We start from the raw sequence: 12,408 nt of genomic DNA, 5'->3' as shown, positions 1-12,408 counted from the left end.
ATGGCGAACGACCGGGTGATGGCGATCGTCGGCGCGGGACATGCGGGCGGCCGAGCGGCGCAGGTGCTGCGCGAGGGCGGCTGGCGCGGGCGCATCGTGCTGATCGGCGCGGAGGCGCACCTGCCGTACGAGCGGCCGCCGTTGTCGAAGGGGGTGTTGACCGGCGAGCGCAGCGCGGCGCAATGCGGGCTGCGCGATCCGGAGGCGTGGCGCGCGGACGGCATCGAGCCGCTCGTCGCGACGGTGGAGCGGATCGACCCCGTTGCACGCGAGGTACACGTATCCGGCGGCCGCGGCTTCGCCTACGACGCACTGCTGCTCGCGACCGGCGGCCGCGCGCGCCGCCTCGCGATTCCGGGTGCGCAACTCGACGGCGTATTCGCATTGCGCACGCTCGACGATGCGGCAGTGCTCGGCGCGCGGCTCGTGCCCGATGCGCGGATCGTGCTGATCGGCGGCGGCTTCATCGGCCTCGAGGTCGCGGCGTCGGCGCGCTCGCGCGGCGCGCGCGTGAGCGTGCTCGATGCGGCGCCGCGCCTGCTCGGGCGCGCGGTGCCGGAGCCGATCGCGGCACGCGTGCAGGCGCTGCATGTGCAGCGGGGCGTGTCGATCGTCCTGAACCGCCGGCCCGTCGCGATCGAGCGGATGGCGGACGGCACGCTGGCCGTCGTGCTCGACGACGGCGACACGCTGATCGCCGATACGGTGGTCGCCGGCATCGGGATCGAACCGGCCGACGAGCTGGCGCGCGACGCGGGCCTCGTCGTCGAGCGCGGGATCGTCGTGAACGCGCGGCTCGAGACGTCGGCGCGCGGCATCTATGCGGCCGGTGATGTCGCGGTGTTTCCGAGCGCGGCGTCAGGGCGGCTCGTGCGTCAGGAAACCTGGCACGGCGCCGAAACGCAGGCGCGCGTCGCCGCCCGCAACATGCTCGGCGCCGACGAACCGTATCGCGAGCTGCCGTGGTTCTGGTCCGATCAATACGACGCGCAGCTGCAGGTCGCCGGCGAGCCTGCGCTCGGCGAGCGGACGGTCGCGCGCGTGCTCGGCGACGACGCGGAAATCCATTTCCACTTCGATGCGGGCGAGCGGCTCGTCGCGGCGAGCGGCTTCGGCCGTGCGTCGGGATTCGTGAAGGAGATGCGTGTCGCGCGCCTGCTGGTCGAGCGCGGGATCGGCGTGAGCCCGGCCGCGGTCGCGGATGCGGGGGTGAAGCTGAAGTCGCTAGTGCTGGCCGCGGGCGAGCGCTAGCGGCGGTGTGGAGTGCCGGCGCAGCGGCGGCCGTGCCAGGAGGGAAGAGGGAGAAGGGCGGAGGAACCGGAAGCGCGCGGCAACTGCCGCCGCGCGCTCGAACTCGAGTGAAACGTTGCTCAGGCCATCGCGTGCAGACGCAGATACAGGCCGGCCGCGGCGGCGCCGCCGAGCAGCGGGCCGATCACCGGCACCCACGCATAGCGCCAGTCGCTGTCGCGCTTGCCGGGGATCGGCAGCAGCGCATGCATCAGGCGCGGCGACAGGTCGCGCGCCGGGCTCATCGCATAGCCGGTCGGGCCGCCGAGCGAGATGCCGATGCCGAGCACGAGCAAGCCGACGGGCAGCGCGTCGAGCGCGCCGAGGCCGACCTGCGGCGACGCGAGGTACAGCACGCCGAGAATCAGCACGAACGTGCAGATCGCTTCGGTCAGCACGTTGTGCGTGACGCTGCGGATCGCGGGCGCCGTGCAGAACACCGCGAGCTTCAGGTCCGCATCGACTTCCTTCGCGAAGTGCTGGCGATACGCGAGCCACACGAGCAACGCGCCCGCCATCCCGCCGAGCATCTGCGCAAGAATGTAGCCGCCGACCTTCGACCATGCGAACTTGCCCGCGAGCGCGAGGCTGATCGTGACGATCGGGTTCAGGTGCGCGCCGCTGAACGAAGCCGTCACGTAGACCGCGACGAACACCGCCATCGCCCAGCCCATCACGATGACGATCAGATCCGCGCCTTTGCCCTTGGTCTTCGCAAGCAGCACGTTTGCGACCGCGCCGTTGCCGAGCAGCACGAGGATCGCCGTGCCGATGAATTCCGCAATATAAGGTGACATGTTGTCTCTCGTAGATGACGGCGGACTCGCGCGCCGCGCGGTCCGCCGGTGTTGTTGTATTTCGTTTGTATAGGTGTGCTGCGGTTACTGCGTGTCGTCGGCCCATGCCTTGGCGGCGCGCACCGCGCGCTGCCAGCCGGCCATGCGTTGCTCGACCTGCTCCTTCGGCATCGACGGCGAGAAGCGGCGATCGAGCTGCCACTGGCTGCGCACTTCGTCGAGGTTCTTCCAGTAGCCGATCGCGAGGCCGGCGAGGTAGGCCGCGCCGAGCGCGGTCGTCTCGGTGATCTGCGGACGCACCGCGTCGACGCCGAGCAGGTCGGCCTGGAACTGCATCAGCAGGTCGTTCGCGCTCGCGCCGCCGTCGACGCGCAGCTCACCGATGCTGATGCCCGAGTCGGCCTCCATCGCGGCCAGCACGTCGAGCGACTGGTACGCGATCGCATCGAGCGCCGCACGCGCGAGGTGCGCGGACGTCGTGCCGCGCGTGACGCCGAACACCGAGCCGCGCGCCCGCGCGTTCCAGTGCGGCGCGCCGAGGCCGGCGAACGCCGGCACGAGATAGACGCCGTCGGTATGCGGCACGCTCGCGGCGAGCGCTTCGATTTCGGCGGCGGTCTTGATGATGCCGACGCCGTCGCGCAGCCACTGCACGACCGCGCCCGCGATGAAGATGCTGCCTTCGAGCGCGTACTGCACGTCGTCGCCGATCTGCCAGGCGATCGTCGTGACGAGGTTGTTCTTCGACTCGATCGGCTTGTCGCCGGTGTTCATCATCAGGAAGCAGCCGGTGCCGTAGGTGTTCTTCACCATGCCCGACGTCGTGCACATCTGGCCGAACAGCGCCGCGTGCTGGTCGCCGGCGATGCCCGCGAGCGGGATCTTCGATGCGAACACGGTGGTTTTCGTGTGGCCGTAGATTTCCGACGACGCCTTCACGTCAGGCAGCATGCTGCGCGGGATGTCGAGCAGTTCGAGCAGCTCGCTGTCCCACTCGCGCGTGTGGATGTTGAACAGCATCGTGCGCGACGCGTTCGTCACGTCGGTCACGTGCAGCTCGTGCTTCGTGAAGTTCCACACGAGCCAGCTGTCGACGGTGCCGAAGGCAAGCTTGCCCTGGCGCGCCTTGTCGCGCGCGCCCGGCACGTTGTCGAGGATCCAGCGGATCTTCGTCGCGGAGAAGTACGAGTCGATCGGCAGGCCGGTCTTCGCGCGCACCTTCGCTTCGAGGCCCTGCTTCTTCAGCGAATCGCAGAAGTCGGCGGTGCGGCGGTCCTGCCAGACGATCGCGTTGTAGACGGGCTGGCCCGTCTCGCGATCCCAGACGATCGTCGTCTCGCGCTGGTTGGTGATGCCGATCGCGGCGATCGACGTGCCGTTCAGGCCGGTGCGCGTGACGGCTTCCGCCGCGACGCCCGCTTGCGTCGACCAGATTTCCTGAGGGTCGTGCTCGACCCAGCCGGGTTGCGGGTAGATCTGTTCGAATTCCTTCTGGGCGATCGATACGATATTGCCCTGGCGATCGAACAGCATTGCGCGGGAACTCGTGGTGCCCTGGTCAAGCGCGAGGATGTACTGGTCCTGCATGTCTCTCATCTCCATCCGTGGATCGGCGTAGTTGTGATGCGCGCCGCATGTCGGGCGGCGCGTCGGTGAATCAACATCGGTAAGGCAACTGCAACTGCAAACGGATCACGCGTGCGGCGCGTGCGCGGCCGCGAACCATGCGTCGACCGCGGCCGTCACCGCGTCGAGCGTGCCGGGCGCGACGTGCAGGCCGAGCTTCGAGCGGCGCCACAGCACGTCCTGCGCGCAGGTCGCCCATTCGACGTCGCGCAGGTAGCGCAGTTCGGCGTCGTGCAGGCCCGGCGCGATTTCGGTGCCGAGATCGGCGAGCGAGCGCGCGCCGTCGACCACGCGTTCGGCACGCGTGCCGTACGCACGCGCATAGCGGCGCGCAAGCGCGGCGGGCAGCCACGGATGGCGCTTCGCGAACGCATCGGCGAACACGTCGAACTTCGCATTCGCGATGTCGCCGCCCGGCAGCGGCGCGCCGGCGGTCCAGGTCTTCGCATCGCGGCCGAGCGCGCCGCACAGCAGGTCGCCGGCTTCTTCCGCGAGCTTGCGGAAGGTCGTGATCTTGCCGCCGAACACCGACAGCAGCGGCGCGCCGGCGCCGTCGTCCAGCTCGAGGCGGTAGTCGCGCGTGACGGCCGATGCGTTCGCCGCGTTCTCGTCCTCGAGCAGCGGGCGCACGCCCGAATAGGTCCAGTGCACGTCGGCCGGCGAGATCTTGCGCTTGAAGTAGCGGTTGATCGAATCGCACAGATACTGCGTCTCGTCGCGATCGATCGCGACCTTCGCGGGATCGTTCGTGTATTCGACGTCGGTCGTGCCGATCAGCGTGAAGTCGTGCTCGTACGGAATCGCGAAGATGATCCGCTTGTCCGGATTCTGGAAGATGTACGCGTGGTCGTGATCGAACAGGCGCCGCGTGATGATGTGGCTGCCCTTCACGAGCCGCACGCTGTGCTGCGCGCCGCGGCCGAGCGCGCCGTGCAGCACGTCGCCGACCCACGGCCCGGCCGCGTTCGCGACCGCGCGCGCACGCACGACGCGGATCGAGCCGTCCGCGTGCTGCAGCCGCGCTTCCCATTCGTCGCCGTGACGCTCCGCCGACACGAGCTTCGTGCGCGTGAGGATCTCGGCGCCGCGCTCCTTCGCATCGAGCGCGTTCAGCACGACGAGGCGCGCATCGTCGACCCAGCCGTCCGAATACACGAAGCCGCGCTTGATCGAGTCGATCAGCGGCGTGCCGGCCGCGTGGCGGCGCATGTCGATGCCGCGCGAGCCGGGCAGCAGTTCGCGTTTCGCGAGGTGATCGTAGAGGAACAGGCCGATGCGGATCAGCCAGGCCGGCCGCAGGTTCGGCATGTGCGGCATCACGAAGCGCAGCGGCCACATGATGTGCGGCGCCGCGCGCAGCAGCGTCTCGCGCTCCTGCAGCGCTTTGCGGACGAGTCCGAATTCGTTGTATTCGAGGTAGCGCAGGCCGCCGTGAATCAGCTTCGTGCTGCACGACGACGTGTGCGACGCGAGGTCGTCCTGCTCGCAGAGCAGGACCGACAGGCCGCGGCCGGCCGCGTCGCGCGCGATGCCCGCGCCGTTGATGCCGCCGCCGACGACGAGCAGATCGTAGCGATTCGGTTGGGTCACCTGCTGTCCTTATCGTCTGATGGAAAGGGCGAACATGAAATGTTCGAATTCGAAATTTAACGAACGAAATCGAAAAAGTAAAGTTCGAAAAAGCGGGGCCAGTAGCGCGCGCGGCGATCCCGGACGATACTGGCGGAATCGACCGTTTCGCGAGGTGAATCATGCGTATTGGGATGTGGGCCGGCGTTTGCGCCGTCGTTCTGGCAGGGTGCAGCGCTGGCACGCCGCCGCTTGCCGGCAACTGGCGTGCGCCATCATTCGTCGACCTGCAGACGTCGTGCGGCGGCACCGCCCACGATTGGGGCGCGGACGCGCAGCCGGTCTACTCGACGCTGTACGACGCGTACGTGGCGAAACGGTATCGCGGACTCACGCAAGCGAACTATTGCGCGTTCGTAAACGAACTTTCGGCGCGCTATGCGGCACCCGATGCGGCGGGGCGCGCCGGCTGGGTCGCGTATTTCAACGGCGCACGCGCACAGGCCGTCAGCTGGCGGGCCGCGGTCGATCCGACGTTGCGCGGCGGATGACGCGGGAAAGCTGAGGGAGGCGGGAAAAGCGGGATAAGCGGCGCGGCCGGGAATCCGGCCGGCGCGCTCAGGTCAGGATCAGTGGTGTTTCAGGAATATCGGTATCTGATAGATCGCAACGCGGCGTCGCCGGTCTCGGTCACGCAGTATTTGCGTCCCGAGCCGAGCCCTTCCAGGCGGACGAGCTGCTGCTCGAGCAGTGCGTCGATTTCGTCCCGATCCATGTTGGTTTGATCGGGAGCATCCTTCACAAGCAATAGCGTGGCGAATTCATGCGGACTCAGCATCGTTCTCTCCATGGCGACCAGTATGCCCGCGCGGCTGGCGCGAACGCCGCTGCGCGATACCCCGCGGGGTATGGCTTGGGGGGAAAGCTGTATTCGCCGGCCTTGGGATTCGCACACGCCTTGGCACGGGCATCGTGCGAACGGGCCGGGGAACTGGAGTCTAGTCGAGCGCGCGGGCAACGACAAATCGTGCCCCGTTAATTTTCAGTTTGACAGGCACGCGGGTCGCTAGCGGTTCGGTCGGTGCGCCAACTTCTTGATTTCACTTGAAGTTTCGGGTGCGGTGCAGCATCGGAAGTGTCATTCGGCGACGTACACTTCGGTGCCCGCGGCGGCCACCGCGTCGGCCATCTCCGGCGGCAGCGGCTTGTCGGTGAAGAGCGCATGGACCTGGCTCAGATGCCCCTGGCGCACCAGCGCCGGGCGGCCGACCTTCGAGTGGTCGGCGACGAGATAGACCGTGCGCGCATGCTGCATGATCGCCTCGGCCACGCGCACCTCGCGCGTGTCGAAGTCGCGCAGCGTGCCGTCGGCCTCGATCGCCGACGTGCCGATGATCGCGTAGTCGACCTTGAACTGGCGGATGAAGTCGATCGCGAGTTCGCCGACGATCCCCTTGTCCCACGGCCGCACGATGCCGCCCGTGATCAGCACCTCGCAGTCGGGATAGCCGCTCATCATCGACGCGACGTTCAGGTTGTTCGTGATCACGTGCAGCCCGTGATGGCGATTCAGCGCGCGCGCGACTTCCTCGGTCGTCGTGCCGAGGTTGATGAACAGCGAGGCCTGGTCGGGGATGTGCGACGCCGCCAGCGCCGCGATGCGCCGCTTCTCGTCGTGGAACATCCGCTGGCGCGCGGTGTACGACACGTTCTCCGAGCTGGTCGGCAGGCTTGCGCCGCCGTGGTAGCGGCGCAGCAGGTTCAGGTCCGCGAGCCAGTTGACGTCGCGGCGGATCGTCTGCGGTGTGACCGCGAAGTGCGCGGCGAGATCGTCGACGGTCACGAAGCCGTCGCGCTGCACCCATTCGAGCAATTCCTGCTGGCGCGCGTTGAGGGTGAGGCGGGGATCTCGGGTCATGGCTGGGCGGTCGGATCGTGAGGCGGAGCGCGTATTGTAAGGGGCGGGAAGGGCGTTCGGCCGGCGCAGGCCGCACGGTGGCCCTTCATTCATGCGGAAAGTGCATGGATTCATTTGACAAATGAATTTGCGCGATCGTGCGGATCGCGCTGCAATGGCGGACTGTCCGCGCACGCCGAGCTTGCGCGCGGCGCGTTCATTCAGCTTTCGACGAGGTGGAACCGATGACTGGCTTCAACTGGCACAACCCGTATCCGACGATCCGCATTCCGGTGTTTGCGCGCAACGTCGTGTCGACGTCGCACCCGCTCGCCGCGCAGGCCGGGCTGCGGATGCTGTGGAAGGGCGGCAATGCCGTCGATGCGGCGCTGGCCGCCGCGGCCGCGATCACCGTGGTCGAGCCCGTGTCGTGCGGGCTCGGCGGCGATGCGTTCGCGCTCGTATGGGACGGCGAGCGGTTGTCCGGGCTGAATGCGTCGGGTGTCGCGCCGGCCGCGTGGAACCCCGACTACTTCCGCAAGCGCCACGGCGAGGACGCGCACGGCATCGCGAACAAGCCGACGCGCGGCTGGGACACCGTGACGGTGCCGGGCGTGATCGCGGGCTGGGAGGCGCTGCATGCGAAGTTCGGTTCACTGCCGTTCGCGGACCTGCTCGAGCCGGCGATCGAGCTCGCCGAGCGCGGCTATTCGGTGTCGCCGATCGTCGCGCACAAGTGGGCGGCCGCGGTGCCCGAGCTGCAGGGGCTGCCGGGCTTCGCCGATACTTTCATGCCGCGCGGGCGGGCACCGCTCGTCGGCGAGCGCATATGCCTGCCGGGCCATGCGCGGACGCTGCGCACGCTCGCGAAGGACGGCCCGCGCGCCTTCTACGAGGGCGCGCTCGCCGGGCAGCTCGCGGCGTTCGCGCGCGAAGGCGGCGGCGCATTGACCGAAGCCGATCTGCACGGGTACCGCCCGGAATGGGTCGAGCCGATCGGCAAGCGCTTCGGCAGCCACACGATCCACGAGATCCCGCCGAACGGGCAGGGCATCGCCGCGCTGATCGCGCTCGGGATCGCCGAGCATGCGGGCGTGACCGAATGGCCCGTCGATTCGGTCGACTCGCAGCACCTGCAGATCGAGGCGATGAAGCTCGCGTTCGCGGACGTCTATCGCTACGTCGCCGATCCGCGTGCGATGGAACTGACGCCCGAGCAGATGCTCGACGACGCGTATCTCGCCGAACGCGCGAAGCTGATCGATCGCACGCGCGCGACGCACTTCGCCGCCGGCCGCCCGCATTCGGGCGGCACGATCTATCTGTCGGCGGCGGACGAGCGCGGGATGATGGTGAGCTTCATTCAGTCGAACTACATGGGCTTCGGCTCGGGGCTCGTCGTGCCCGGGACGGGCATTGCGTTGCAGAACCGCGGGCACGGCTTCTCGATGGACCCGGGCTCGCCGAACGTCGTCGCGGGCGGCAAGCGGCCGTTCCATACGATCATCCCGGCGTTCGTCACCGAGGAGATCGACGGCCGCACCGAGGCCGTGATGAGCTTCGGCGTGATGGGCGGCGACATGCAGCCGCAGGGCCATCTGCAGACCATCGTGCGGATGCTCGGCTATGGACAGCAGCCGCAGGCCGCCTGCTGCGCGCCGCGCTGGAAGGTCAATCGCGACTTCACGCTCGACGTCGAGGCGACGATGAACCGCGAGACGGTCGAGGCGCTTGCCGCGCGCGGCCATACGATCAAGTCGATCGACGATCCTTATATGGATTTCGGCTCGGGGCAGTTCGTGTGGCGCCTCGATCCCGACGATCCCGACCGCGGCTACGTGGCCGCGAGCGACAGCCGTCGCGATGGCCTCGCGGCCGGTTTCTGACGGAACGCTTCCAGTTTGTTGCGCGCGACGGGCGGCCGAATGGCCGCCCGTTTTGCCTGGTGCCGCGCCTACCGTCGAGCGTGCGCAACCGGTTCGAAGAACTCGTCTAACGAACCGCAACATCCGCGGCGGAACTGCGCCTGTTGGGCATGGTCAGTGCTTTGAAGCACGAACATTCAAGTGCGGCTAAGATGCCAGCATGGTTCGGCCGGACCAATCCACTAAAAATGCAAGCAACACGTCGCCTGCGGGCGCGCCGGGCCCGTGCCGAAGGCATCGGCCGCGCGGCCGCGCGACGACTGGGAGCGCACCACCATGCCTACTGAAACGACGCATGTCATGCCGTGGCGTATCGAGGACATCGACCTGAACCGGATCGATCGTCAGCGTGCCGCCGCAAACGAGGATCTGCTGCTGCTGCTGTGCGCGTCGTCGTTCATCGAAAGCGGCTCGGATCTCTACACGAGCAACCTGAGCGAGTTCTTCAACGACGACCCGGAAGTGTCTGCGTGGCTCAACAGTGCGTGGGAGCCCGAGGAACTGCAGCACGGGCGCGCGCTGAAGGCGTACATCGCGCACGTGTGGCCCGAGTTCGACTGGGATACCGCGTTCGCGAATTTCTTCGCCGAGTATTCGAAGACCTGCTCGGTCGACGCATTCGAGAAGACCCGCGCGCTCGAGATGGTCGCACGCTGCGTCGTCGAGACGGGCACGGCCACGCTCTATCGCGCGATCAACGAATGCTCGGACGAGCCGGTGCTGAAGGAAATCACCGACAACATCCGCACCGACGAAGTGCGTCACTACAAGCACTTCTTCAAGTTCTTCAAGAAGTACAACAAGCTCGAAGGCAACGGCCGGCTCGCGGTGCTCGGCGCGTTGATGCGCCGCGTGATGGAAATCAAGAACGAGGATTCGGAGATCGCGCTGCGCCACGTGTTCGCGATCCGCTATCCGGATCGCGTCGGCGACAGCCAGTACAACCGCGAGCGCGTCGCCCGCATCAGCTCGCTCGTGCGGCGCAACCTGTCGGCCGACATGTGCGTGAAGATGCTGCTCAAGCCGCTCGACCTGCCCGCGAAGATCCAGCCGGGCGTCCACTATCCGCTGACGAAGATCACGCGGCACGTGTTCATGCGCTGATCGTCACCGCGCGGCCCAGCGCGTATGCTGCGGCATCATCGTCTGCTTTTCACCGGGGCCGCCATCATGACCGATTCCCATCGCCACGCGCTCGAGCAATGGACGTTCGACGCGTGGCCGCCGGCCGTCGTCGCTCTGTTCGACGGCACCGCGCTCGAGCGCCACGCCGACTTCGCCGCGTCGCTGATCGTCGCGACCGACGACGGCCAGTTGCGCACGACGCTGCTTAGCGTCGGCGAGATCCATGCGCGCGACGCGCATACGCTGCTGCTCGCGCTATGGCCGCAATCGCGCGCGGCGCGTGCGATCGCGCAACGGCGTGCGGCCGCGCTGACGCTCGTCGCGGACGGCGCATTCTTTCAGGCACAACTGAGGATCGAGCCGCTCGAAGGAGACTTCGGCGGGCTGGCCGGATTCGCTGCGACGATCGCGCACGGCGATGCGCAGCGGGTCGGCTATGCGCGTCTCGCGACCGGCGTCACGTTTGCGCTGGAAGGGGATGCGCGCGCCGAGGTGCTCGCGCGCTGGCAAAGCCAGGTCGAGCACCTGCGGCGCGCGGCGGCGCGGGCTCAGTGACCGCGCTGGCCGCTGCGCGACGAACGGTTGCGGTTCGGGTGCGCGGCGTTGCCGCTCGCGGGGCGTGCGCTATTGCCGCCGGACGGACGAGCGCCGCCGCCGGCATTGCCGCCCGCGCCGCCGGCCGTGCGCGGCTTGGCTGCCTTCGCGGCCTTCGGCTGTGCACTGCCTTCGCGCTTCGCGGCCGGCTGGCCTGAGCCGCCTGCACGCGGCTGGCGATTGCCGCCGCCGCCGCCGGCATTGCCGCCACGCGGCTGCTGCCCGCGGCGCTGCTGGATCGGTTCCGGCTTCGCGCTCGGATCGGGTTCGAAGCCCGCGATCACTTCCTGCGGAATCTCGCGCTTGATCAGCCGCTCGATGTCGCGCAGCAGTTGCTTCTCGTCGACGCATACGAGCGACACGGCTTCACCGGTCGCGCCTGCGCGGCCCGTGCGGCCGATCCGGTGCACGTAGTCTTCCGGCACGTTCGGCAGGTCGAAGTTGACGACGTGCGGCAACTGGTCGATGTCGATCCCGCGTGCGGCGATGTCGGTCGCGACCAGCACCTGCAGCGTGCTGCTCTTGAACTCCGCGAGCGCGCGCGTGCGGGCCGACTGGCTCTTGTTGCCGTGGATCGCCATCGCGCTGATGCCGTCCTTCGTCAGCTGTTCGGCGAGCCGGTTCGCGCCGTGCTTGGTGCGCGTGAACACGAGCACCTGGAACCAGTTGTGTTCGCGAATCAGGTGCGTCAGCAGCTCGCGCTTGCGATCGCGATCGACCGGGTGGATCTTCTGCGCGACGCTTTCCGCGGTGGTGTTGCGGCGCGCGACTTCGATCAGCGCCGGCGAATCGAGCAGGCTGTCGGCCAGCGACTTGATCTCGTCGGAGAACGTAGCCGAAAACAGCAGGTTCTGGCGCTGCGGCGGCAGCTTCGCCAGCACGCGCTTGATGTCGTGGATGAAGCCCATGTCGAGCATCCGGTCGGCTTCGTCGAGCACGAGGATGTCGAGATTCGACAGGTCGATCGTCTTCTGCTGCATGTGGTCGAGCAGACGCCCCGGCGTCGCGACGACGATGTCGACGCCGCGCTTGAGCGCGTCGATCTGCGGATTGATGCTGACGCCGCCGAACATCACGGTCGAGCGCAGCTTCACGTACTTGCTGTACGCGCGCACGCTTTCCTCGACCTGGGCGGCGAGTTCGCGCGTTGGCGTGAGAATCAGCGCGCGCACCGCGCGCTTCGCACCGCGATGCTCGGCGTAGTACGTGTGCAGGCGCTGCAGGATCGGCAGCGTGAAGCCGGCGGTCTTGCCGGTGCCGGTTTGTGCGCCGGCGAGCAGGTCGCCGCCGCCGAGGACGGCGGGGATGGCCTGCTGCTGGATGGGGGTCGGCGATGTGTAGCCGAGCTCATTGACCGCCTTGACCAGCGGTTCGGCCAAGCCGAGAGATTCGAAAGACATAGATACCACTCTGGAGTTTTATGATCTGCGACGCCTCGCGCGGCCTGCGCGGGGAATGGCGTCGCAAAAAGCAAAGGGGCGCGGCTGCGCGGTGGCCCCCCCCCCGCCCCCCCGGGGGGGGGGCCGCCGCCCGAGTTCGGGGGAAGCTCAAGCCATCAGCCAGATCATGAGACGTTGCCGCCAGC

The 12,408-nt window shown here is 68.0% G+C and carries 11 protein-coding genes; 5 read left to right on the top strand and 6 right to left on the bottom strand.

Going from position 1 to position 12,408, the window contains the following annotated elements; genetic code table 11:
- Positions 1-1,251: an NAD(P)/FAD-dependent oxidoreductase gene (locus ACVK00_RS11770; RefSeq protein WP_284894738.1), complete on the top strand. Its 1,251-nt coding sequence runs from the start codon at positions 1-3 to the stop codon at positions 1,249-1,251.
- A 119-nt stretch (positions 1,252-1,370) separates the two neighbouring features.
- On the opposite strand, the gene ACVK00_RS11765 is transcribed toward ACVK00_RS11770, so the two are convergent.
- The 3 genes from ACVK00_RS11765 to glpD all read right to left on the bottom strand — a co-directional run bounded on the left by ACVK00_RS11765 (position 1,371) and on the right by glpD (position 5,303).
- Complete coding sequence (locus ACVK00_RS11765; RefSeq protein ID WP_014896123.1) at positions 1,371-2,087, bottom strand: MIP/aquaporin family protein; 717 nt, start codon at positions 2,085-2,087, stop codon at positions 1,371-1,373.
- An 84-nt stretch (positions 2,088-2,171) separates the two neighbouring features.
- Entirely contained in the window at positions 2,172-3,674 is a 1,503-nt protein-coding gene (glpK, locus tag ACVK00_RS11760; protein ID WP_006751301.1) for a glycerol kinase GlpK, read from the bottom strand.
- Between the two features lie 105 nt (positions 3,675-3,779).
- Positions 3,780-5,303 carry a glycerol-3-phosphate dehydrogenase gene (gene glpD / locus ACVK00_RS11755; RefSeq protein ID WP_284894739.1) on the bottom strand — a complete coding sequence of 508 codons (1,524 nt, stop codon included), beginning with the start codon at positions 5,301-5,303 and terminating at the stop codon, positions 3,780-3,782.
- Between the two features lie 161 nt (positions 5,304-5,464).
- On the opposite strand from glpD, the gene ACVK00_RS11750 reads away from it, so the two are divergent.
- Positions 5,465-5,833, top strand: a complete 369-nt coding sequence (locus tag ACVK00_RS11750; RefSeq protein WP_006751303.1) for a hypothetical protein — start codon at positions 5,465-5,467, stop codon at positions 5,831-5,833.
- Positions 5,834-5,922: 89 nt separating this feature from the next.
- Here the strand turns inward: ACVK00_RS11750 and ACVK00_RS11745 are convergent, their stop codons facing one another.
- Both ACVK00_RS11745 and ACVK00_RS11740 read right to left on the bottom strand, forming a co-directional pair.
- Complete coding sequence (locus ACVK00_RS11745) at positions 5,923-6,120, bottom strand: hypothetical protein (RefSeq protein WP_228905601.1); 198 nt, start codon at positions 6,118-6,120, stop codon at positions 5,923-5,925.
- A gap of 300 nt (positions 6,121-6,420) precedes the next feature.
- Positions 6,421-7,200 (bottom strand): DeoR/GlpR family DNA-binding transcription regulator, encoded by a 780-nt coding sequence (locus ACVK00_RS11740; RefSeq protein ID WP_012364650.1) that lies wholly within the window; start codon positions 7,198-7,200, stop codon positions 6,421-6,423.
- Between the two features lie 224 nt (positions 7,201-7,424).
- Here ACVK00_RS11740 and ACVK00_RS11735 point away from each other — a divergent pair, with 224 nt between their 5' ends.
- From ACVK00_RS11735 to ACVK00_RS11725, 3 genes are all read left to right on the top strand, one after another.
- Positions 7,425-9,065, top strand: coding sequence for a gamma-glutamyltransferase family protein (locus tag ACVK00_RS11735; protein ID WP_284894740.1), 1,641 nt, complete (start codon positions 7,425-7,427; stop codon positions 9,063-9,065).
- Positions 9,066-9,380: 315 nt separating this feature from the next.
- Positions 9,381-10,208: a ferritin-like domain-containing protein gene (locus ACVK00_RS11730; protein ID WP_006751307.1), complete on the top strand. Its 828-nt coding sequence runs from the start codon at positions 9,381-9,383 to the stop codon at positions 10,206-10,208.
- 66 nt (positions 10,209-10,274) lie between these two features.
- Positions 10,275-10,784 carry a hypothetical protein gene (locus ACVK00_RS11725; RefSeq protein WP_284894742.1) on the top strand — a complete coding sequence of 170 codons (510 nt, stop codon included), beginning with the start codon at positions 10,275-10,277 and terminating at the stop codon, positions 10,782-10,784.
- Here ACVK00_RS11725 and ACVK00_RS11720 read toward each other — a convergent pair.
- Complete coding sequence (locus ACVK00_RS11720) at positions 10,778-12,223, bottom strand: DEAD/DEAH box helicase (RefSeq protein ID WP_228905597.1); 1,446 nt, start codon at positions 12,221-12,223, stop codon at positions 10,778-10,780. The two genes, ACVK00_RS11725 and ACVK00_RS11720, sit on opposite strands and share 7 nt — an antisense overlap.
- Between the last annotated feature and the right edge of the window lie 185 nt (positions 12,224-12,408).

The organism is Burkholderia sp. PvR073 (assembly GCF_054055695.1).
This window is presented reverse-complemented; position numbering and strand designations above follow the sequence as displayed.